Raw genomic sequence first — 22,699 nt, 5'->3', positions numbered from 1 at the left:
GCTTCATGGCCTTGGCTCGGGCAGCCATGGCTGTATTGCAGCCAGCATGTTCTCCAGTGCATGGCCCTTATCCTGCATGAAGCGTGTAGCATTGGTGTGTAACTCTCTCAGCTCTTCAGGGTGATGCAGCAGGCGGGTAGTCGCGGCTGCCAGTTCATCGTCATCATGCGTGACAATAGCACCGCCTGACTGCTGCATTTCATGCATCACCTGTCGAAAGTTCTGCACATGCGGACCGGTAACGACACCGCGACCGCAGACCGCAGCTTCCAGCGGATTATGGCCGCCGACAGGCTCCAGACTGCCGGCGATAATGACGAGGTCGGCAATGCAGTAGAGGCCGGTCAGTACACCCATGGCATCGACCAGAACAATATCAGCAGCCGTTTGCACTTCATCAGACGACCAGCGTGACAGGCTGTGACCACGTGCGAGAATCAGTTCGGCCACACTGTCGAATCGCTCCGGATGGCGTGGCACGACAAGCATCAGCAGATCCGGGCATGCAGCATGCCACTGCTCCCATAGTTTGAGGATGCGTTCATCTTCTCTCTGATGAGTGCTGGCAACCAGCAATATCGGTCTGCGGCCTGTGCTGTCGACGCGTTCACGCAGATGCTGACTGTCGACCTCCGGAGCCGAAAGGGCATATTTCAGGTTGCCGCAGGCTTTGATTCTTGACGCAGGCACGCCGATGGCTGTCAGGCGCTTGGCATCCGTATCACTCTGGACCAGAAACAGTGAAACAGGTTTAAGCCAGTGCCGCCATAACCAGCGCGATGCCAGATAGCGGGGAAAGGAGCGGTCGGAAATACGTGTGTTGATACCGATGACAGGGATATTTTTCCGCTGGCAGGCGCTTAGCATACCGGGCCAGAATTCGGTTTCGGTCAACAGCATCAGCGCCGGTTGCAAACGTGCGACATAGCGGGACATGGCGCCGGGCAGATCCCATGGCAGGAAAGAGGTGCTGATGCGGTTGCCCAGCAGACGATGCGCATGTTCAAAACCGGTGGCGGTAACAACAGTTAAATGGACGCTATGGCCCTGATTCAGCAGCGCTTGAATCAATGGGGTGACCGAGCCTACCTCTCCTACAGAGCAGGCATGTACCCATATGCAGCCGGTTTGAGTAACGGGCAGGTCGATGGTGAAGTGCTGGCGCCACTTCTCGGTTGCGCTGATTGGGGAGGAGCTGCCTGCTTGCATGGCCGTATTGCAGCAGGAATGGCCACATTATACCAGTTTACCTTGAATATTGATGGGGCTGGCGATGCCTGAAAGGAGCATCAATACTCGCGTAGACTTGTGTCGAATCAGTCGATAGTCTGCAATCTGAATTTCGAAAATGGTATGATCGGAGGGGCCCTGTGGACATCGAAGTCGCATGGATTGAAAACAACATCATTAAAACAAAGTTGAGTGATGAACAACATCAGCAGCTGGAGGGTGTCGTTCGTGCAGTCGCCATCAAAAAAGGTGACACCATCGTTAAAGAGGGTGAAAAGGGCGGCATACTGTATCTGGTTCGTTCCGGTTGCGTGGATATTTTTCAGGATCTGGATGGTCAGGTGCAGCGTCTGGCAGGTCTGGGTGAAGGCTCGATGATCGGTGAGGTGACTTTTCTGTCCGGTGAGCTGGCGACGGCGACTGTTGTGGCAGCAGAGGACAGCATCGTCTACACGATGGATCGCGCCGGCTTTGCCCGTCTGATGCAGACCAGCCATGAGCTGGTGTTCGCGCTGTTTACCTATATGTTATTGTATCAGTCACGCATGATTCGCGGCCTGAAGGCCGATCAGGTCAAGCTGATGTCATTTATGTCAGGTAGCCACAAGTAAAAACCGCCTCGTACAACAACCTGTGCACGATAAACGGCGCTTGTTGAAGGCGATGTTTTGACTGCAACTGTGATGCTACTGCTGCTGGCACTCGGGATTGTCTATCTGGCGGCCGAGCTGTTTACCAACGCACTGGAACATATTGGCGAGCGGCTGGGTGTTTCCGAGGGGGTTACCGGCTCTGTGTTTGCCGCCGTCGGTACGGCCATGCCCGAGACCATTGTACCTATGGTGGCGATTCTGGCCGGAGGCGCCGCTGAATCGGTTAACCGTGACGTGGGCCTTGGTGCAATACTTGGTGCGCCGTTCATGTTAGGTACTCTCAGCTTCGGTTTGATGGCATTCTTTGCAGGCAGAAAACGGGGCTGGCATGCACGCTTTAAGCCCGAATCCGGCGGGTTAAATCGCGATTTGCGCGTATTTATGCTTGCTTTTTCTCTGGTGATCGGGGCGGCCCTGCTCCCGGAAGGCTGGGAATCAGCCAAGATCGCTTTCGCGACAGCCCTGTTTTTGACCTACTTCCTGTATGTGCTGAAAACTATCCAGGCTAGTCGCGCGCTGGTGGATGAGGGGCATTCGACGGAAGCTGATTCGCCCCTGTATGTATCGCGGCTGCTCGGGGATGGTATGCCTGCAGTGGTGCTGCAGCTACTATGCGGTCTTACGTTGCTGGTAGTCGGGGCTAGGGTTTTTGTCGATGGGGTGCAGCAGGCCAGTGCCTTGTTCGGTGTTTCCGCGCTCGTGATTGCGCTGCTGGTTGTGCCGGTAGCGACTGAATTGCCGGAGAAGGTGAATTCGATTCTGTGGATCAGACGAGGCAGGGATACGCTGGCTTTTGGTAATATTACCGGGGCAATGGTGTTTCAGAGCACCATCATTCCGGCTGCAGGTATGTTGCTGATGCCATGGCATTTTAGCGACATTCATGCCGCTGCGGCGGTCTTGCTTGCGGTGCTCGGAGTGGCGTGGTTGTGGCTCATCAGTCGAGCCAGCTGGTTCAGGCCGATAGCGTTGCTGCTTAATGCAGGCTTGTACCTGTTGTTTGTGGCAGTGGTTATATTGTATTAGGTCTTATGTTTTTACGGGGAATTGGCGTAATAATTGCGCGTGCCGCGTGAATGCATGTTTGTCATAAGTTGAGTTGCCAATGCACCTGTGGCGGCAGATGACATTGGTGGTAATAGCAGGGAGTTATTGATGATCACGACATTGCTGGTAATCGCAGTCATTCTTTATCTGGCGCTGCAACTGGAAGACAAGCTCAGCCTGCCTTCGCCGCTTGGTTTGATCGGGCTCTCTTTTCTGGTGCATTACCTGTTTCAACAGGTGCCTATCATGACCGGTGATACGGAGCATTTTGCCGAGCTGGTTATTTTTTTGCTACCGATACTGCTGATTGCCGATTCTCTGGAATTGAAGCTGTCGGACCTGAAGGAGCACGGTTTAAGCCTGTTTTACCTGGCGGTGGTGGCGGTTGGGCTATCAGTTGTGCTGGCGATTTTTACCGCCGACTGGTTATTTGGCCAGTATCATTTGTCGGTTGCGGCCATCATCGTGTTGTTCGCTATGGTACTGGCAACAGATCCCGTATCGGTTGTCAGCATTTTTTCCAAGTTTGAGCTGCCCCACAAGCTTAAAATTCTGGCTGAAGGTGAGAGTCTGTTCAACGATGCCACTGCGTTGATCGTTTTTGTCTTTATCGGCCTGTATGCTCTGGATGGTGGTGAAATTTCCACGGCATATGTGACTGAAACCAGTCTGATTGTTGTGCTGGGCTCGGCGTTGTTTGGTTTTGTCATCGGCCTGCTCGGCATTGCCGCACTGAAGACCACGGAAAACCGGATTGCCGAAATGATGATGATCATCATCGCCGGCTATGGCGCATTTGAATTGTCGGAGCACTTTTATACGCTGCTTAACCTGTTTGGTTCGCACTCCCATATGCACTTGTCCGGTATTCTCAGTTGTATTTTTGCGACCATTACGATTCACCATTTGATGACCCGCAGTATCGAGGCTGAGGACGCCCGGCTGGGTGACGATGTGGAGTGCATACAGCAGGAGGCGCAAAATGAACCCTCTTCACGTAACATGATTGCCAATGTGCTCGGACGTATTCGTATCTCTATCGAAGAGCGGGACAGGCATGTGCGTACCAAGGAGGATGTGCAACTGCTGGCTCTGGTGGCTAATACGATTCTGTTTGTGGCAATGGCTGAAATAGTTGATCTGTCACTGCTTTGGCATTACAAAACGGAAATCCTCGCCATGTTTGTTGCGACAACGATTATTCGCGCGCTGATGATGGCCAAGTTTGCCGTGATCACCAATCGGACCACGCGCATGAGCAACGTCAATTTTCGTTGGTGGGGCATACTGACCTTTGCCGGCATCAAGGGTGGACTCTCTATCGTGATGCTAATGATGATTCCTGTTGGTTTCGAGCACCTGGAGATGTTCAAGGCTGTGGTGATCGGTGTTGTTCTGCTCTCAACGTTTATCTACTCCGGCATTCTGCTGGCGATTATTGCAGTGAATAAGGAAGCTTTTGCCAGAGAGGTACGGGAAGAGGAAGAGGCCGGTTTACACTGATGTTCAGATGACGATTGGTGAGTTTTGAATTAAAATAAAAGGCCCTGCATTGCAGGGCCTTTTATTGGTCTGACGTCGAGGGGAAGGGGGGAGTTGACGCCAGACCGAGGGGAATAGTCAGGTTTAATAAAGCTATTTAGCAATAACTATCGGATCTATGTCGTACAACTTTAAACAGTCGAACTGATTTGCTTCCGGTACAGGCATTAAGAATGCCTGATAGCATCACAGGATCTGTGCGCCAGCTCACACAAAGTCGGAAAGAAAGTGGATGAGCTGCAGGGGTAGTGGGAGGTAAGTATGTGCAAGTGCAACAAAAAAAGGCTCCGTATAACGGAGCCTTTTTGTCTGGGCCTGATGTCCAAAGGGAGGGAGGAGGGGGACACCAGACACGCAATACAGTAGGGGCGCGCTATGATGCTCTTGTTAACCGGTCATTAAAGCTTGTTAACCTTTCTGTTTGATGCTGAACAGGCGTAGTAGCATATATTTACAGTCCAAAGCGATACCAAGTGCTGCCGGTATTGAAAACAGGGTTATGACGGTAGAGAACATCAGTCCCCACGAGAGTGCCAACGCCATGGGAGCGACGAACGGATCAAAGCCACCCCATCCGTAGGCGGTTGGCAACAGGCCTACAACCGTAGTAATCGCGGTCAGCAGTACCGCGCGCAGACGACGTCTGCCGCTCTCAATGATGGCCTGCCGCCACGGTACGCCATCAAGAATCTGTCGCTGGATGAAAACGGCCATGACCAGTGAGGCATTGACGACCACGCCGGTGAGCGCCACAAAACCCATCATCGCCATGAATGAGATCGGCGCCCCATGCAGGAAAAAACCGACAATTATACCGATAATGCCGAATGGAATGGCCAGCATCACCAGAATCGGATAGCCGATGCGGTTAAACTGAACGGCCAGAATGGCGAAGATGCCCAACAGGGCAAACACAAAACTGAAAACAAGGCCTCTGACAGACTCCTGTGTTTTCTCCTCCTCACCGCCGTAATTAACACGTATTTTCCCGGCATCATCACCGAGCCATTCGCTGCTGCGCTTCTTGATCAGGGCGTTAACCTCTTTGGATGTGATATCTTTCTGATTCACTTCGGCCGAGACATTGATGATGCGCCGGCCATCCTTGTGGCGAATACTGCTGGTGCCGGCCTTGTGTACCAGGTGCGCAATCCGGTGGAGCGGTACCAATCCTCCGGTTTTATTCGGAATTTCAAGATTCATCAGCGTGTTGATATCATGCTGGGCGCGATCGGGATAACGGATGGTGACATCAATCTCTTCCTTGCCGCGTTTAATTGTGGATACGCGCAGGCCATCGAAGGCTGCACGGATATGGGTACTGGCAGTTGCCAGATCAATGCCGGCATAAGCGGCAAGGCTTCTGTCCATGACAATGCGAATCTCGGGATCGCCCGGCTCCAGGTCGCTCTCCACAGCATAAACGCCCTTGATGTTGTCCAGCATCGCAATCAACCGTGTTGCCACCCGTGTCATGGTGGCTTCATCCGCATCGGTGAGCTCCACCTGCAGGGCGCGTCCGACAGGTGGCCCCGATCTCTCCATGGCAAAGCTGATTTCCATGTTCGGAAACAGCGGCGGTATCTCTTTTTCGAGCCTGCCCATGACGTCGTAGGCTTTGACGCTGCGTTCGGTAAAGGGTGTCAAAATAACCCGCTCGAAACCAAAGCGATCGCCGATCTGCTTTAGTGCTTCGCGCTGGTCGGCACTGTTTTCACCGGCGATCATGGTGGTGGTTTCCAGCAGAGTCGGATCAATACGCTTGCGTACTTCGACATCCAGCGATTTAAGCGCATTGCGCATCTCTTCCAGTGTTGTACCGGTCGCCATATTTACCCTCAGATAGAAGGTGCTCTCTGCTCCGGACGGGAATAACTGAAATTTCATGGTCGATGCCAGTGCGAAGGAGCCCAGCAGTCCTGCGATGGTAATCAGGATTGTGAGGTAGCGCAGTTTCACGGCCTTTTCGAGCAGCCATGTGTAAATATTAGTGATCCAGATGAACAGCATGCGCTCTTTCGGGTGTTTATTCGCGTTGGCAACGTCGCGGATATGGTTGGGCAGTATGAAAATCGCCTCAAACCATGAGAATGTCAGTAGTACAACCACGACAACCGGAATCGAGGCGATAAATTTACCGATAATGCCGTCCATAAACATTAACGGCAGAAAGGCGACGACTGTGGTTAGTACCGTGGCCGTGACCGGTCCGATCAGCTCGTAAGTGCCTTCGATGGCAGCCTCTTCCGGCGAGAGGCCTTTCTCCATGTGATAGGTCGCATTTTCACCGATGATGATAGCGTCATCAACCATCAGGCCGAGTACCATAATAAAGCCGAACATGACCAGCAGGTTCAGCGTAATACCGGTGATATAAAGTACGGCAATACCGGAGAAGAAGATAATAGGCAGTCCCCAGGCGGTGGTCAGTGCCACAGCCGGACGCAGGAAGAGCATCAGCAGTACCAGTACCAGCGCCAGACCGATCATGCCATTATTAGTCAGCACGCCCAGCCTCAGACGGGTAATCGTGGAGAGGTCATTATAGGCGCTGACATGCACACCCGCGCCGTAATTTTTGGGGATAGTGGCCAGGTAGGCGCGTACGCGGTCTACCAGGTTGATAATGTCGGCGTCACCTTTTTTGACCACGATCATGGTAATGGCCGGCTCACCTTTGGCGCCGACATATTTATAGGGGCGCTCGAGTGTTTCAGTTACTTTTGCGACATCTTTCAGATACAGGGACTGCCCCTGTTCATTGGCGCGCAGTACCAGATTCCCGGCATCTGTTGCCGAGCTGAACTCACCGGTGATGCGAATAATGCTTTGACCATCATGCGCTTTAAGGCGGCCGCCGGGCGCATTGATATTCCATCCTTTAACCAGTGCGATAATATCATTGACCGAGACCCGGTTTCTGCGCATTTTGACCGGATCGGGCACAATGCGAATTTCCTCTTTCAGGTCCCCCTGCACAAAGACATTGGCGACACCGCCGATATTGCGTACATCATCTTCGATAGCGCTGCTCAGGTGCTTGAGTTCCAGTGGCTGGAAATTACCGGAGATGGAGAATGTGAGCACCGGTGCCTGCTCCGATTTTACCTCCATAATAACAGGGTCGGCAGGCAGGTCGGCGGGCAGATCGGCCCGATTGATAGCCTGCTGGATGTCGGAGACCAAACGTGCTCGATCCTTGAAATTGGGGTCGACCTCAATGGTCATTTGCATGGTGCCTGAATAGGCCGTGGAGCGGATGACGTTAATGCCGTCGACACCCTTCAGCTCCTGCTCAATCGGCGCCAGCATCAGACGTTCTACTTCTCTGGGAGCAGCACCCGGATAGGCGCCGGAGACGGCAATGATATCGAAATTGATGCTGGGGAATGCTTCGCGTTGCATGTTCATAGCGGCATAGATGCCGCCGGTCAGCAGAATAATTGAGGTCAGGTTGACCAGTACGCCGCGTTTAACAAAAAAAGCGATCAGATTACGCATGGTTATTGTCCTGCACTGATGTCGGTCAAGCCGAGTTCATCGCGTAGCGTGCCTCTGGCCCAGGACAGTTGGCGAGCAGCAAGCTCCAGAGTTAGTGCTTGCAGGTTCGCATTGAGTTCGGCATTGCGCAGCTCTCCTTCAAACTGAACGAGCGTGGCTGTATCCGAACGTCCTTCGCGGTAGCGCTGCATTTCCGCATCGAATTTCCGTTTTTCAGCGATCGCCTGTTTGCGGGCAACGACAAGCATGGGGCGGCCGGCATGGATGGCTGTGATGGCAGCAGAGATATCGCTTTTAATCTGTTCATGTGTCCTGATGCGCTCAGCGGCCACCCGCTCACGTTGCAACTCGGCTTTGCGGATATCCGCATTGGCACTGTTACGCGTCAATACATCGGAGAGTTCAAACGACAGAGCCGCATAATGATCCTTGACGGTGAAGCCTCTGGCGGCAGCGGTTGCGCCATTGTTGGCCAGTGCGCGGGAGCCTGCTTCGGCTATCAGATCCAGTTGCATCTGGTCTGCGTCTCTGCTGATGGCCAGGCGGGCTTCTGCCGCCTGCAGCTGCGCTGTTAGTAGCTGCATTTCGGGACGTTTCGACTCGGCCTGATTCAGCGCATCATCCATGGAGGGGGTGCTTGCCGGCTCACTCGTTTGCAGGTGAACGGCCAGCTCCGCTTCGCCGCTCCGCAACATCATGCGATTGAGGCTGGTTTGGCTGTTCATGCGCATCGACAGAGCCCTCTGGAGATCTGTATTGCGCGCTGCAAGCAGTGCTTCAGCCTGCAGGCGGTCGGCTTTTTCAATCAGGCCGAAGCGCTCGCGCGAGCGTTGATAGGCGAGCAGTTTTTTTGCGCGTTTTACGGCCTGAGCCGCAATGCGGATATTGATGTCATCAGATGCGAGCTGAAAACAGGCATTGACGACCTGCAGTATGATCTGGTGTGCGCGTTGCTGTCGTTGCATGTCAGCAGCTTCGATGTCGGCATCGGCGACGGTCAGTGACTGATGATAATCGGGTCTGTCTGCACCTTTCAGTAGCGGGTGACGATAGCTGAGGTTGATCTGGTTGCGATAGGCCGGATTGAAACGGGAGAGTTGGGCCGCCAATGGGGAGTTGTAGGCCTGACTGATGCGGCTGTAGGCAAAGTTGGCGCTGACCGTATCGCCGTTTGACAGTGGCTTGTTAATGCCGCCGGTAATTTGACCGGTTCTTGTTTCTGCCGCCTGGAAGTCACTGGAGACCGGCGTCTTCTCCTCGCTGGCAATGATGCTAGCCGAAACACTCGGATCGAGCATGCCCTGAATACGCTGCTTTCCGGTTTCGGCGATAGCGGTATCAATGCGGCTGACCTGAAGGTCGGGGTGATTTTTCAGGACGACAGTTACGATCTGTTTCAGACTCATGCTGTCTGAAGCGATAGCAGAGCATGTGGTAGCCATGGTGGTCGCAGCAATGATGGTGCAATAAAACAGCGTTTTCATGGGGCTTCCTTGTTTTCGGTGGCTCCGGTTACAGTGGTAGAATGAATGCGTATCATTCGGCCGCAAATCAGCGAAGAGGCAAAGCGGCTTTTTGTGAAGCTGTGGCCGGAGCCGGGCAAACCTCACTGAATCGACCGACAAGCACCTGAACTGTAGCGATCAGGCGCGCTCCATATATTCCCCGGTTTCGGTGTTGACCTTAACCTTGGTGCCGGACTCGAGATATGGTGGTACCATAATCGGCGCGCCGGTTTCCAGCACGCCCGGTTTGTAGGAGCTGGTCGCTGTCTGGCCCTTGATGGCGGCATCACATTCCACCACTTCCAGAACGACGGCCTGCGGCAGTCTGACATTCAGCGGACGCTCATCGTGAAACTCTACTGTCACCTGCATCTCAGGCAGCATATAGGGCAATACATGCTCCAGCATATCGGAGCCAAGCGTGATCTGATCGTAGGTTTCCATATCCATGAAATGATAATCGTCACCGTCGGCATACAGGTACTGCATATCGCGCTGTGACAGCACGACACGCTCAACTTTCTCGCTGGAGTTAAATCGTTTGTTGGTTTTGGTGCCGACTTCGATATTGCGCATCTCCAACTGCATACATGCCACGCCCTTGCCCGGTGTCACGTGCTGGGTTTTTAAAATGCGCCAAAGGGCGTTATTCCATTCCAGAATGTTGCCAACGCGAACGCTTGTGACATTGATTAACATGGCGGTTCCTCTCGATTGTTGTTCGAATTAAAACGGTGCGATATGGTAAATGGGTCGCAAACATAGCCATTTGTCGCTTTTCGGGCAAGAATCGGCGCGCTTTATGATGGAGGTTTCATGTTTCATTTGCGGTTGCTGGGATGATGTCCCCGACTACAGTGCAGACGGCGATAGACGACTTTGTGCGTTACGCCGATACAGTTGAGAAGTCCGACGCGCAGGCGACGCCCGATCAGTGTCTGGAGATGTTGAGCCAGTATCTGGTTCACTATTCGGATCTGTTTAATGAAATGGAGAGTGAAGAGGAGCCGGCCGACTTTGCTGACTGGGAGGAGGGGCTTGATAATCATATGAGCGCTTTGCTTGAGGGCGATGTGGAAGCAGTCGGGCATTTGGGTAATCTGCCGCTGGAAGCACTGGATCCGGAGCATATGCGTGATTTTCTGGGCTGGTTTGTCCTGCGTGAAACCAGTGATGGCGAATTGTTGCAAGCCTATTCCGATACGCTGCGCGCGTGGGTTGATTTTATTTTGGCGCGAGGCTGGTGGAAGCATGATGTCTACCTGGGCTTCATCGAAGTGCTCGAAGAGGTGACGCCGGAGGCCGTGCGGGTGGCGCGCGTTTCGAGGGTTCTGTTTCACTTTATTCGCTCCGGTGGCGGGGTTCCCCCCCGCATGCGTGGTCAGCGATTTTCCCGTTTTGTTGAGGGCCATGCTCAGGTGTCTACGCTTGCGGAGAACTCGTTGCAGTTCAGTTTTCATCATCAGGATGAGTTGATTGGCCCGGTCATCCTGCCCGCTCCGATTCTGGGCATGATTGAGGTTGGTGATGTGTTCGATCTGGAGCTCGGCATGCGTGGCGACGCATGGGTGATTGTCGATGTCGGCCCCGTCTATCCGTCCTGCGTCTATGTTGAGGTTGAAGAATATCAGGGGCTGGATAAACTTTCCTGAGTGCAGCTTTGCCGCTTAAGTCGCGGCATTGGCGGAGGGTACGGATGACAGGCAGAAAGCCGTACGAGAGCGGTGATAATTACAGGGAGCAGGCGCTTAAGCTCTACCCGTGGGTTTGCGCACGTTGTGCGCGCGAGTTTGGCGGCAAGCAGTTGCGCATGTTGACCGTTCATCACAAGGATCATAACCATGATCATAATCCCTCTGATGGCAGTAACTGGGAGCTGTTGTGTATCTACTGTCATGACAATGAACATCAACGCTATATGGAGGCTGATGCGCAAGGGGATATTCAGCGTGAAGAACCGGTTGCCGGAACCCACAACCCGTTTGCCGGACTGGATCTCTTGTTGAAAGGACGGAGCTAGGAGCCTGTCGAAAATGTAAATATCAGCACCCATCTGAGATATCTGCTTTCTCGATTGCGTGTAGCGGTTATAGTTCTGCACGTACAATCACGGAGGCTTGCATGTTTCACGGCACGATGACCGCATTGGTCACACCTTTTGCAGACGGAAAGATAGATGAGGAAGCATTTCGCGCCCATCTGGAGCGACAGGTGGAAGCGGGTGTTGATGGTGTGGTGCCGGCCGGAACAACCGGTGAGGCTGCAACGCTGTCGTTTGCCGAACACAAGCAGGTGATTCGCATTGCTGTAGAGCAGGTTGCCGGGCGTGTGCCGGTGATTGCCGGTACAGGCAGCAATAACACTGCCGAATCTGTTGAGCTAACACAGGCAGCCAAGGATCTGGGGGCCGATGCGGCACTGCTGATTTCACCGTATTACAACAAGCCGACTCAGGATGGTATTTATCATCATTATAAGGCGGTTGCCGATGCCGTGCACCTGCCGCAGGTGATCTATAATGTGCCGGGTCGTACCAACTCAAATATCCTGCCGGAAACGGTGGGGCGGTTGTCGCATGTAGCCAATATCGTAGGCATCAAGGACGCGACGGCTGATATGGAACAGCTGGTTCATACCATCGCAGCCTGCGAAGGGCGGATTGAATTTTATTCCGGCGATGATGCCACGGTCATGCCCTTTTTGGCGCTTGGCGGACATGGCGTAATCTCTGTGGTTTCGAATGTCGCGCCGAAAAGCATGCTGGCACTGACTGCAGCCATGCGTAGCAACCGACCGGATCAGGCGAGAGTCGCCCAGTTTTCCCTGCGTCAGCTCAATCAGGTGATGTTTATGCAGTCCAATCCGATACCGGTAAAGGCGGCCTGTTATTTACTCGGCTGGATGAGTAATGAATTGCGACTGCCGCTGTTGCCGCTGACGGGAGCGCCCTTGCAGTTGTTACGCGATGTGATGGCGGGTTTTTCCGGGGTGGACGAGAAACTGGAGTTAGCCGATCGCTGAGCATGTAATGTCATCATTGCGTATGGTGTTCAGTTTCAGGCGCATCGTACACTCCTTTGCCTATTTTATCGCTACGCTGGTGGCGGTTGCCGTATTTGCACTGGTGTTGATGCTGGCTGAATCTCTGGTCTATGCGCTTACTGGTGAGCCTGTATCGCTCTGGTCGATGGTGATTGCAGCTATTGCGGCGGGTTTTGGTTATGCCCCGCTGGTACAGGCGATGCAGCGCATGCTCGATCGTATGTTCTTTCGCCATCAGCTCGATACGCTGGCTGCTATCCGTCAGCTCGGCGCGGGTGATTTGGCACAGTTGCCGGAACAGGATGTGGAGCGGGCCCTACTGGAGCGTATTTGCAAGGTCTGCTACCGCCGCTATGCGGCGCTCGATGAGAGACAACTGCCGGAAGGTGGCTGGTACTCCTTTCCAGCCGATGCTCCGAAAACCGATGCGGATGATGCGTCCGGCGGGCATGAGGGCTATGCGCTCTGTTTGCCCTTGCCTGCTGCCTCCGGTGAGGCCTGGCTGTGGCTGGGGCCGCGGATAGACGGATCTCCCATGGACGCTGAAGAGCGTTCCAGTCTGGACTCGCTGGCCAAGTTTGCAGCCATGAGCCTTGAGCATGCACGGCTGACGCATCATCAGTCGGAAGCGGCACGTCTGGATTCACTCTCCAGGGTGACCAAGCAACTCCACTCACATGACTTGAAAAACCGGTTGCATGATCTGTCATTTCTTGCCCATCACCTGGGCTCCGGCAAACTTGATGATGAGGACGTGCAGCGTATGCTGGCTGCGATTCGCAAGGTGACTGGGCGTATGCAGACGCTGATGCAACGCATGTCTGACCCGAATGCACCGGTTGAACCGGTGTTGGCGCCGCTGGATCTGGTGGCAATACTGCGATCAAGTATTCGCGATCGCCTGTGGCCGGAGGCGATCACGATTGACCAGTGTTTTGACCCGCTACCAGCGGTAGCGGGTGATGCCGACCTGTTGCAGGGTGTTATTGAAAATCTGTATGATAATGCGGTTCAGGCCATGCAGGGACAGGGCGTGATTACCGTTCGTGCCCGGTTGCTTGAAGCTGGTACGGCCAGTGATGTGCCGATGGCTCAGATTCAGGTTGTGGATCAGGGCGCAGGCATGAGTGAATACTTTATCCGCCAGCGGCTGTTTCATCTGTTTGCAACCAGTAAGAGTAATGGGCTTGGCATTGGTCTCTATCTGAGCCGTCGCATTGTCGAGGCGCATGGCGGAACGATTACGGCAGAAAGCGAGGGTGCGGGTAAAGGTTCCACCTTCAGCATATGTCTGCCGCTGTGGCAGTCTGGACACCAACAGGAGGAGTAGAGATGAAACGGACTGTGCTGGTCGTGGATGATAATGATATCAACCGCTTGAACCTGAAGCTGCTGCTCAAGGATGATTATTGCGTGCTGGAGGCCGGCGATCTGGATGCAGCGGATGCGGCGCTTTCGGGCAATCGCGTGGACCTGGTGGTGCTGGATCTGGCGCTGCCGCCGGAGCCGGATAATCCGCAGATCGGCATGGGTTATCTGGAAAAGCTGCGTAGTGAAAGTCCCGATACGCCCGTGGTGGTGATTACCGGCCATGACGAACGAGCGCTGGCCCTGCGGGCACAGAAGTTGGGGGCACAGGACTTTTTCGGCAAGCCTTTCGATCCGGACGAGGTGAAAAACACTATTGATCGCAGTATGGAAGCGCATTGGCAGGCCATGCGTGAGCAGGAGATGCACCGGGCACTGGAGACACGCGTTAACAGTGAATTGTTGGGCGAGTCGGCTGCGATGCAGGCGCTGCGTGCGGTGATTGCAAAAGTGGCGGGAGCACCATCCACGGTATTGATTCGTGGGGAAACAGGAACAGGCAAAGAGCTGGTGGCCCGCAAGCTGCATGAGGCCAGTCCGCGATCGGGGCATCCGTTTATTGCCATTAACTGTGCAGCTATGAGCGAGCAGTTGCTGGAGTCTGAGTTGTTTGGTTATGAAAAAGGTGCTTTTGCCGGTGTGGGAAAGCGCAAGCTGGGCTGGTTTGAACGGGCCGGCGGGGGTACGCTGTTTCTTGATGAGGTGGCCGGTTTGCCATTGTCGGTGCAGGCCAAGTTGCTCAGGGTGCTGGAGTCCGGCGAGTTTTCCCGACTCGGTGGCGACGCGATTATCAGCTCGGATGTCCGTCTGATCTGTTCAACACGCGAAGATCTGGAGCAGCGGGTTGCCGCAGGCTCTTTTCGCGACGATCTCTATTATCGCATCCACGTCGTGGAAATTGAGGTGCCGCCGCTGCGTGAGCACATTGAGGATTTGCCACTACTGGCCGATGCGATCCTGCTGCGCAAGGCGGCGATGTGCGGCAAGCGTATAGAAGCGTTTGATGAGCCGGTTCTCGAACAGCTGGAGAGATACAGCTGGCCGGGTAATGTGCGTGAGTTGGAAAATGTTATTGAGCGCTCAGTGGTGCTGGCAGCAGATAATGTGGTGGAATCGATCCCTTCACTGAGCGGACCGCAACCGGCCAGTGGTGATGTTGACCCAATGACGTTGTGGTTGCAGCAGTTGCCTGACAGCGGCATTCGGGCGGAAAAAGCGGTCGCTGATTTCGAGCGTCAGCTGGTGGAAGAGGCGCTGGAACGTAACCAGCATATCAAGGCCCGTGCAGGTCGCTGGCTGGGCTTTGGAGACCGTGCCAAGGACAAGATGCGCTACCTGTGTGACAAATATGATATTGAGGTTGCGGACAACTCATGAGGTGGCTCCTCTACCCGATGCTGGTTGTGCTGCTGTCTGCGGCATTGCCGGCTCAGGCTTCCGATAAGGATTACCTCTATTATCGCGATGCCATTGTGCCGCCATTTCAGGAGTCGCGCGAATTCTTCGATATGCCGAACCGGCCGGGCGTGTATGAGGTGACGCTGGTATCGGAAAGTACCGGTCCGTTGACCTTTCGCGTTGTACGTGTGCATGACGAGAAAGAGGTCACACTGGCTCAATCACGTAGTTATACGGCGGGGAATCATGAATTTCACAGTCGCTTTGATAATCCGCAGGGAACAGAGGACCTGATTGTAGAAATTGCCAACTCCAATCCGGTATCAAGCGCCCGGGTCTCCGTCATTGTTGTTGAGCTGCCCCATCAATAACGGCGGTTTGAATGTTACGCACTTGGATTGACTGAAGAAAAACCCCATAGATGTACTGAAAGCTGTGGCGCTTATGAGCAGGTTGGCATAGCTTGTAAGTAATATCAGGAGTGCAGATATGGATATGAACCGCATGACACAAAAAGTGAATGAAGCGCTGGCCGCCAGTCAGACACTGGCGGTGCGTTTGTCACATCAGGAGGTGGATGGAGAACATCTGCTGACTGAACTGCTGGCCCAGCAGGATGGCTTGGCGCCGCGGTTGCTCGAAGAGGCAGGGGCATCACTGCCGCTACTGCAGACGCAATTGCAGCAAGTATTGGCTAAGCGTCCGAAAGTAAAGGGTAGCGGTGTTGAAGCGGACAAGGTGTATATCACCCAGCGTTTACAGCAGCTACTGGTCCATGCCGGTGATGAAGCGACAAAACTCAAGGATGAATATATTTCGGTTGAGCATCTGTTGTTGGCCTTTATTGATGAAGGTAGCAAAACCGATGCAGGCCGGATATGTGCGGATCAGGGGCTTACTCGAGAGCGTTTCCTGCAGGCGCTGGATGCTGTGCGCGGGCACCAGCGAGTAACCACGGACAATCCGGAGGGGCAGTACGATTCGCTGAAAAAATATGGCAGCGATCTGGTGGAAATGGCCCGCTCCGGGAAACTGGATCCGGTCATAGGACGCGATAGCGAGATCCGCGCGGTCATTCGTATTCTTTCACGCAAGACCAAAAACAATCCCGTGTTGATCGGTGAGCCGGGCGTGGGTAAGACGGCTATCGCCGAGGGACTGGCACAGCGTATTGTTTCCGGTGATGTGCCTGAAGGATTGAAGGAGCGAACCGTGTTTTCGCTCGATATGACGGCGCTGATGGCCGGAGCCAAATATCGGGGTGAATTCGAGGAGCGCTTGAAGGCGGTGCTCAAGGAGATTAAGGAGGCAGAGGGTCGGATTATTCTGTTTATTGATGAGTTACACACCATTGTCGGTGCAGGCAAGACCGAAGGGTCGGCCGATGCGGGCAATATGCTTAAGCCCATGCTGGCGCGCGGTGAATTGCACTGTATCGGCGCAACCACGCTGGACGAATATCGCCGTTATATCGAAAAGGATGCAGCACTCGAACGCCGGTTTCAGCCGGTCAAGGTCGATGCACCGGATGTTGAGGATACCATTTCCATCCTGCGAGGCCTGCGTGAGCGTTTTGAGCTGCATCACGGCGTACGCATTGCTGATGCGGCAATTGTAGCTGCGGCGACGCTGTCGGATCGTTATATCTCCGATCGTTTTCTGCCGGACAAGGCGATTGATCTGGTGGATGAAGCTTGTGCCTCGATTCGTACGGAAATGGATTCGGTGCCGGCGGAGCTGGATGAGGTGACGCGCAAGGTCATGCGTCTGGAAATTGAAGAGACGGCACTGAAAAAAGAGAAGGATGCCGCCAGCATCGAACGTTTAAAGGCGTTGCGGCGTGAGCTGGCCGATTTGAAAGAGAGTCGCGATGCCATGCGCTCCCGTTGGGATAGCGAGAAAGGTGCGCTCGGCGATGTGCACGCTTTGCGTGAGCAGATCGAGGGGACCCGTCTGGCAATAGAGCAGGCCGAACGAAAGTATGAGCTGGAGCAGGTGGCCGAGCTGCGCTACGGAAAGCTGCCCGAACTGGAAAAGAAGTTGGCCATGATCGAGGCGAATGCCACAGAAAAAACACTGTTGCGTGAAGAGGTCAGCGAAGAGGAGATCGCCGAAGTGGTGGCGCGCTGGACCGGTATTCCTGTGACCAGGCTGCTCGAGGGTGAGCGGGAGAAGTTGCTCAAGCTGGAGTCTGTGCTGCATGAGCGGGTCATTGGTCAGGATGAGGCGGTACAGGTTGTGGCTGATGCCGTGCTGCGCGCACGCGCCGGTATTCAGGATCCGAATCAACCGATTGGTTCCTTTCTGTTTATGGGACCGACGGGCGTTGGCAAGACGGAGTTGGCGCGCACACTGGCACGCACCCTGTTCGACAGCGACCATAATATGGTGCGCATTGATATGTCCGAATATATGGAGAAGCATGCCGTATCGAGACTGGTTGGTGCTCCTCCGGGTTATGTCGGTTTTGAAGAGGGCGGTCAGTTGACTGAGGCGGTACGGCGTAAGCCCTATTGCGTACTGCTGTTCGACGAGATTGAAAAGGCACACCCGGACGTGTTCAATATCCTGTTGCAGATGCTTGATGACGGACGTATTACCGACAGCCATGGACGTACCGTGAGTTTTCTCAATACGATCGTGATCATGACCAGCAATATAGGCAGTGACTATTTGCTTGGTGGTATTGATGCGCATGGTCATATTTCCGAATCTGCGAGAGCACAGGTGATGACAGCTCTGCATGCGCATTTCCGGCCGGAGTTTCTCAATCGGCTGGATGATACCGTGCTGTTCAAGCCGCTTTCAGAGCAGGATGTAGCTACCATTGCCGGTCTGTTCCTTGCCGAGCTGAAAAAGCGTCTGGCAGATCAGCAGGTGTTGCTGGAGTTGAATGCCGAGGCGGCATTGTGGCTGGGTCGTGAGGGGTATGACCCTGTCTTTGGCGCCCGTCCTTTGAAGCGCTTTATCCAGCAGCAGGTGGAGACGCCGGTGGCACGTCTGCTGATTGCGGGTAGTGCCATGCCCGGCAGCACGATTCGGGTAGAGGTGGTGGATGGCGGGCTCAAGTTCGTCTGCGAACCAGCGCAAGCAGCCTGATCATACTTGTGTATGGTCAGTGTCTTCCTTGGGTTTTCGTTATATGAAGACCTTGTGGTTGATGAGCATGCCGGAATATTCTTTCCGGCATGCTTGAGCCTGAAGCGTTATCCGAGCGTTAATACACGGCGCATAGAATTCGTGCCGTGTGTTACTCGCTTGCGAGGTGAAAATTCAGCGTGCGATCCGGGTCGCCCGGGAAAATCAGTTGCAGGGAGCGCCCGTCTTTGGCAAGTACGACATGCACTGGCCCGTTCCAGCGATCATTAACGCCGAAACCGATCTGGTCATCCTTGATTACTTCCAGTATCGATAGCAGGCGCAAGGGCGGTTTCTCGTCCGGCATCGTCAGTTTGACGGTCTCATCCTCATAGAAACGCACGCGGGCTGATCCGTCGTCCTGCAACCATTCACCATTAAGCTGTGTGATCGTTGTTGCAGGTACAGGGTTGTCGCCGCCCATGCATCCACTGAGGGTCAACAGCGTAAATATGAGCGCCAGAATCGTGGCACGATTTATCATGAGTGCCTCAAGATTTTCAGGTTGTGGCCGGAGATGGTCATCGGGTCTTTATCGCTGGGTTTATATACGGTCAGTGTCTCGGAGATGCTGCCGTGTTCAAATTGCAGGATAAAGCCATACTGGTAGTAATCGCCACTAACGCGGGGGTCATAGCGCTCAAATGTTGACTTGATATTGTTCAGTTTGCCCATTGGTGCAGTCATTTCCGTTACCTGACGCTCCCATGCCGCAGGGGAGTGGGTGCTCAGAAATTCCTTGTCGTAGAGTGGTATAACCGAGTGCCAGTCTTTGGTTATAATGGCCTGATGCGCGGCGGTGACCAGCTTATTGGCCTCATCGCCATGGTCGGCCTGGCTCGGGCAGCCGGAGAGCATAGGCAGCAGCATCAACAAAATCAGGATTCGTTTCATAATGGACCTCCGGTGGGGATGCGATGCTATGAACCGCTGTCGGCTTGGCAAGCATGGCTGTGCCACTTGCAAAGTGGGTGGCATGGGGAATAATGCGGCACCATGACTGAAAACTCACAACCACTCAAACCAGGTGAAAAGATCCTGTTCACCGTAGCCGGCGCCTTCGTCGTCTTTGCTGTTATTGCCTTTATCATTATGCAGTTCGTTATCGCTCGCTCGGATAAGCCTGTGTTTGAAACAAGGGTTCATGATAATCTGTCACCCGAGGGGCAGACAGGATCGGCCCTGTTTCGCACTCGTGGCTGTACGACCTGTCATCGGGCTCTGCTCAATGGTACCAATATGGGACGAACGGCCAATCTTGATGGTATTGGCTCGAGTCGAAGTGCTGAGTGGATCTATACTTTCCTCACTGAACCGGAAAAAACGTACGGCGATGTAACAATGGATCATCGTGCCGGCCAGCGTTCAGCCGCTTATGTGGCGCTGCTGCCGAAAAAAGAGTTGCATGCGATTGCCGTATTTCTGTCTGAGTTGAAATCAGATCAGGGTTCATCTTCTTCCGCGATACCGCCTAAGGGTGACTCGCCGTTTATCGACAGTATGGCCAAAACATGGGCGCCAAAGGAGTGGCAGGAAAAATATCCGGATGTGCGTACCAAGCAGAATCCTAAGCCAGCTCAGAATCAGAATGCAGGAGACAAGGCAAAATGAGAGAGCCCTGGGAAGATGAAGAGTATGTAAAATATACGCTCTGGTTCATATTTGCCTGCGTTGTATACAGTATTATTGGTTTTTCATGGGGTGCCCTGATGGGAGGGATTCATGATTTTCGCCATTTCGTGGATCACCGCATGTTCGGCAAGCTGATTGTCCGCGCTCATACCCATATCAATCTGCTTGGCTGGGTGGAAATGGCAATTTTTGCTGCCGTCTACTATGTCGTACCTCGATTGGCCAAGCGGCCGATCTACAGTTTGAAACTGGTCAAGGTCCATTTCTGGACACATAACTTCGGTTTGATTGGCATGGTCGTGTTTTTTACTACCGCCGGTATTATTGGTGGTATTGCCAGTCAGACACTGCCGCCGGCCGATGTGGAGTTGCTCGTGCGTCCCTGGTTGGCTGTGATGGGGATATTCGGCTCTATTGTGCTGCTGGCTAACTGTATCTGGGCTTATAATATTTTCCGTACCTGTGCCGGTTGGAGAAAGAATTGGTAAAACGCCTCGGGTTGCTGGTGTTGCTGGCTGCCGGTTTATCGGCATGCAATGCTGATTTCGGCAGTGTCGGTGGCGGCGGGGTTTTTCTCGAGGGTAAACAAGCGCCGTCAGTAAAGACCAAGACGCTGGCAGATGTTGGTGGCGATATGTCCAAGATCACCAGTTATCGCTATCCCGATCCTCGTATGTATCAGATCTCATTTGATGATGCGCTCAAGAAGCATAAGCCGATTGTGCTGGAGTTTGCCACGCCGGGTCACTGTACGCAGTGTGATCAGCAGTTGCAGATGTTGAAGGCGATGATGGATAAATATCCTCAGGTGCAGTTTCTGCATATGGATCAGTATTACAATCCGGAAGCCTATGATGCGTTTCAGGTGCGCGGCGAGCCGTGGACATTTGTGATTGATGCGACCGGTGTGGTGAAGGAAGTTTACCCCGGGCGCATGTTGTACCAGGAGATTGACCCGGTGCTGGCTGATGTGACCTCTGTAAAGAAGAGTAAGCCAAAGGCAGAGCCAAAGCAAAAGCAGGGCAGTGACGGTGGAGTGAAGCAGAATGGCTAAACCTTGGGATGAATTGCAGTGTCGACTGCAGCCGGATCGTGCAGGTGTGCTTTGGGATCTGGTATTGTATGTGCCGACAGTCGGATTTCTGCTGCTGTGGGGGCTGAAGCTCTGGTATGCCGGTGATGATCAGGCGTGGATGGGTTACGGCTTGATGTTTCTTGGTTTTTTCTTTCTGATGGTTGGTGGCGGTCGGATTATGCGGCGCCTGCTCATTCACCCGACAGCGCCGGTCGCGCTGGATATTAATCGTGAGCGTATCCGACTGACATTGAAAAACGGTAATGTCAAAGCGCTGGTGAAAGAGATTCGTTTCTTTACCGATCATGCGGGTAAATCATTCGGCCTGACTGGTACCGATAACCAGGGTGCTAAGTGCCAGTACGTCTTCCATCGCAAGCAGTTTGATGAGGAGACTTTTCAGGCGATCGAAAAGGCACTCGAACGCTATAAATAAACGAGTGCCGGGCGATCTAGAGGCGCGTTAGTCAGCGTGTGCTTCTGGCACCCCTTTGATAAATGAATCTCTTTAGGTCAGCGGCTGCGGCGCAGAGTGTCCCATGCCAGCCAGGCGATAGCGGCAGCGCCGAGTGTAACGACGGCTCCGATGAGTATGATCTCGGTCTGCTCACTGACCAGGCCTCCTACAAAGATATGCACGCAATAGCCGAAAATAAACAGGGATGCGATGCCACTGGTGCCGTAAACGAGTAACTCTTTCATGTCCGTATGATGATTTCCCGCGCCAGCGCTGGCAAGCACTGCATGCGATGAAGCCGGGCGTTATGTCTGTAGTTTAAGGTGTCACTCTTCAATTATATATCCTCTTTACATCTTTAGGCAATATGGCTAAGGTTTGCATTAATATTAAGTTTCCTTAATAATTAAGGAGGCTCAGAGGAGGAGGATTATAATGATAACGTTTAGCAAACTAGTTTCATTGTTGATGCTGGCATTTGCCTGGTTGGCAATGGTGTCGACCGCTCAGGCGGAGACCCGCGAAATGAATATGACCATTGATGAGGTGACGCTTCCCGTTGCTCCTGACCTTAACTACAAGGTGTTTGCATTTAACCGTCAGGTTCCCGGTCCTCTTATTCATGCTAAAGAGGGTGATGACCTCGTTATTCATGTTACCAACAATACGTCACTGGCCCATACCATTCACTGGCACGGCTTCCATCAGATGAACTCCTGGCGAATGGATGGCGTGCCGGGTATTACCCAGGAGCCTATCAAGCCGGGTACGACCTTTACTTATAAAATAAAAGCGGATCGACCGGGTACACTGTGGTATCACTGCCATGTGAATGTAAATGAGCATGTGGGTATACGCGGGATGTGGGGGCCGATTATCATTGATCCGGCCAATCCTACTGCGCTGGAAAAAACAGTGACTAAAAATGTGTTGATGATGCTCTCTACCTGGGAATCCGCCAATGCGGATAAATACGGTACAGGTTCAACACCATACGATGTTGAGGATTACTTTTCAGTCAACGGGCGTTCATTTCCATATACCCAACCGATTCGCCTGAAAACCGGTGATGTGGTGCGCGTACGCTTCTTTGGTGCTGGCGGCGCAATGT

The 22,699-nt window shown here is 53.6% G+C and carries 22 protein-coding genes; 15 read left to right on the top strand and 7 right to left on the bottom strand.

The genetic code is table 11. The features are described 5' to 3' along the window. Window positions 1-3 precede the first annotated feature (3 nt). Window positions 4-1,209 carry a 3-deoxy-D-manno-octulosonic acid transferase gene (locus SPV1_RS13500; protein ID WP_081442015.1) on the bottom strand — a complete coding sequence of 402 codons (1,206 nt, stop codon included), beginning with the start codon at window positions 1,207-1,209 and terminating at the stop codon, window positions 4-6. A 161-nt stretch (window positions 1,210-1,370) separates the two neighbouring features. Here SPV1_RS13500 and SPV1_RS13495 point away from each other — a divergent pair, with 161 nt between their 5' ends. The 3 genes from SPV1_RS13495 to SPV1_RS13485 all read left to right on the top strand — a co-directional run bounded on the left by SPV1_RS13495 (window position 1,371) and on the right by SPV1_RS13485 (window position 4,433). Next, a complete protein-coding gene (locus SPV1_RS13495; RefSeq protein ID WP_009851790.1) occupies window positions 1,371-1,841 on the top strand; it encodes a Crp/Fnr family transcriptional regulator in 471 nt (156 codons plus the stop codon). 57 nt (window positions 1,842-1,898) lie between these two features. Then, window positions 1,899-2,909, top strand: coding sequence for a sodium:calcium antiporter (locus SPV1_RS13490; RefSeq protein ID WP_196795147.1), 1,011 nt, complete (start codon window positions 1,899-1,901; stop codon window positions 2,907-2,909). Window positions 2,910-3,038: 129 nt separating this feature from the next. Continuing rightward, window positions 3,039-4,433, top strand: a complete 1,395-nt coding sequence (locus tag SPV1_RS13485) for a cation:proton antiporter (RefSeq protein WP_009851788.1) — start codon at window positions 3,039-3,041, stop codon at window positions 4,431-4,433. Between the two features lie 447 nt (window positions 4,434-4,880). Here the strand turns inward: SPV1_RS13485 and SPV1_RS13480 are convergent, their stop codons facing one another. From SPV1_RS13480 to efp, 3 genes are all read right to left on the bottom strand, one after another. Continuing rightward, window positions 4,881-7,973 carry an efflux RND transporter permease subunit gene (locus SPV1_RS13480; RefSeq protein WP_009851787.1) on the bottom strand — a complete coding sequence of 1,031 codons (3,093 nt, stop codon included), beginning with the start codon at window positions 7,971-7,973 and terminating at the stop codon, window positions 4,881-4,883. A gap of 2 nt (window positions 7,974-7,975) precedes the next feature. Continuing rightward, window positions 7,976-9,457 carry a TolC family protein gene (locus SPV1_RS13475; RefSeq protein ID WP_009851786.1) on the bottom strand — a complete coding sequence of 494 codons (1,482 nt, stop codon included), beginning with the start codon at window positions 9,455-9,457 and terminating at the stop codon, window positions 7,976-7,978. Between the two features lie 159 nt (window positions 9,458-9,616). Beyond that, complete coding sequence (gene efp / locus SPV1_RS13470) at window positions 9,617-10,177, bottom strand: elongation factor P (RefSeq protein ID WP_009851784.1); 561 nt, start codon at window positions 10,175-10,177, stop codon at window positions 9,617-9,619. Between the two features lie 143 nt (window positions 10,178-10,320). On the opposite strand from efp, the gene SPV1_RS13465 reads away from it, so the two are divergent. The 7 genes from SPV1_RS13465 (at window position 10,321) to clpB (ending at window position 18,385) form a co-directional block, all read left to right on the top strand. Next, window positions 10,321-11,130, top strand: coding sequence for a hypothetical protein (locus tag SPV1_RS13465; RefSeq protein ID WP_018294091.1), 810 nt, complete (start codon window positions 10,321-10,323; stop codon window positions 11,128-11,130). Between the two features lie 44 nt (window positions 11,131-11,174). Continuing rightward, window positions 11,175-11,498 carry a YajD family HNH nuclease gene (locus SPV1_RS13460; protein ID WP_009851782.1) on the top strand — a complete coding sequence of 108 codons (324 nt, stop codon included), beginning with the start codon at window positions 11,175-11,177 and terminating at the stop codon, window positions 11,496-11,498. 101 nt (window positions 11,499-11,599) lie between these two features. Then, on the top strand, window positions 11,600-12,499 hold the full coding sequence (gene dapA / locus SPV1_RS13455) for a 4-hydroxy-tetrahydrodipicolinate synthase (RefSeq protein ID WP_009851781.1): 900 nt from the start codon (window positions 11,600-11,602) through the stop codon (window positions 12,497-12,499). Window positions 12,500-12,506: 7 nt separating this feature from the next. Next, window positions 12,507-13,850, top strand: coding sequence for an ATP-binding protein (locus SPV1_RS13450; RefSeq protein ID WP_009851780.1), 1,344 nt, complete (start codon window positions 12,507-12,509; stop codon window positions 13,848-13,850). A 2-nt stretch (window positions 13,851-13,852) separates the two neighbouring features. Continuing rightward, window positions 13,853-15,265 carry a sigma-54-dependent transcriptional regulator gene (locus SPV1_RS13445; RefSeq protein WP_009851779.1) on the top strand — a complete coding sequence of 471 codons (1,413 nt, stop codon included), beginning with the start codon at window positions 13,853-13,855 and terminating at the stop codon, window positions 15,263-15,265. Further along, window positions 15,262-15,657 (top strand): hypothetical protein, encoded by a 396-nt coding sequence (locus SPV1_RS13440; protein WP_009851778.1) that lies wholly within the window; start codon window positions 15,262-15,264, stop codon window positions 15,655-15,657. Before SPV1_RS13445 ends, SPV1_RS13440 begins: the two co-directional genes overlap by 4 nt. A gap of 118 nt (window positions 15,658-15,775) precedes the next feature. After that, complete coding sequence (clpB, locus tag SPV1_RS13435; RefSeq protein ID WP_009851777.1) at window positions 15,776-18,385, top strand: ATP-dependent chaperone ClpB; 2,610 nt, start codon at window positions 15,776-15,778, stop codon at window positions 18,383-18,385. A gap of 151 nt (window positions 18,386-18,536) precedes the next feature. Here the strand turns inward: clpB and SPV1_RS13430 are convergent, their stop codons facing one another. Beyond that, complete coding sequence (locus SPV1_RS13430; RefSeq protein WP_009851776.1) at window positions 18,537-18,908, bottom strand: hypothetical protein; 372 nt, start codon at window positions 18,906-18,908, stop codon at window positions 18,537-18,539. Then, entirely contained in the window at window positions 18,905-19,318 is a 414-nt protein-coding gene (locus SPV1_RS13425; protein WP_009851775.1) for a hypothetical protein, read from the bottom strand. The genes SPV1_RS13430 and SPV1_RS13425 overlap by 4 nt, the downstream gene beginning before the upstream one ends. A gap of 102 nt (window positions 19,319-19,420) precedes the next feature. On the opposite strand from SPV1_RS13425, the gene SPV1_RS13420 reads away from it, so the two are divergent. Genes SPV1_RS13420 through SPV1_RS13405 form a run of 4 tightly spaced genes read left to right on the top strand, consistent with a single transcriptional unit; the run spans window position 19,421 to window position 21,567 of the window. Next, complete coding sequence (locus SPV1_RS13420) at window positions 19,421-20,035, top strand: c-type cytochrome (protein ID WP_009851774.1); 615 nt, start codon at window positions 19,421-19,423, stop codon at window positions 20,033-20,035. Then, window positions 20,032-20,544: a cbb3-type cytochrome c oxidase subunit I gene (locus SPV1_RS13415; protein ID WP_009851773.1), complete on the top strand. Its 513-nt coding sequence runs from the start codon at window positions 20,032-20,034 to the stop codon at window positions 20,542-20,544. Before SPV1_RS13420 ends, SPV1_RS13415 begins: the two co-directional genes overlap by 4 nt. Then, window positions 20,538-21,110 carry a thioredoxin family protein gene (locus SPV1_RS13410; RefSeq protein ID WP_009851772.1) on the top strand — a complete coding sequence of 191 codons (573 nt, stop codon included), beginning with the start codon at window positions 20,538-20,540 and terminating at the stop codon, window positions 21,108-21,110. Before SPV1_RS13415 ends, SPV1_RS13410 begins: the two co-directional genes overlap by 7 nt. After that, a complete protein-coding gene (locus tag SPV1_RS13405; protein WP_009851771.1) occupies window positions 21,103-21,567 on the top strand; it encodes a hypothetical protein in 465 nt (154 codons plus the stop codon). Before SPV1_RS13410 ends, SPV1_RS13405 begins: the two co-directional genes overlap by 8 nt. Window positions 21,568-21,644: 77 nt before the next feature. On the opposite strand, the gene SPV1_RS13400 is transcribed toward SPV1_RS13405, so the two are convergent. Then, entirely contained in the window at window positions 21,645-21,833 is a 189-nt protein-coding gene (locus tag SPV1_RS13400; RefSeq protein WP_009851770.1) for a hypothetical protein, read from the bottom strand. A 190-nt stretch (window positions 21,834-22,023) separates the two neighbouring features. On the opposite strand from SPV1_RS13400, the gene SPV1_RS13395 reads away from it, so the two are divergent. Further along, window positions 22,024-22,699 (top strand): multicopper oxidase domain-containing protein (locus tag SPV1_RS13395; protein ID WP_040882027.1); only part of this gene is annotated, 676 nt, incomplete at its 3' end.

This window comes from Mariprofundus ferrooxydans PV-1 (assembly GCF_000153765.1).
Lineage (GTDB): Bacteria > Pseudomonadota > Zetaproteobacteria > Mariprofundales > Mariprofundaceae > Mariprofundus > Mariprofundus ferrooxydans.
The sequence above is the reverse complement of the archived record's forward strand: the minus strand, read 5'-3'. Positions and strand labels throughout refer to the sequence as shown.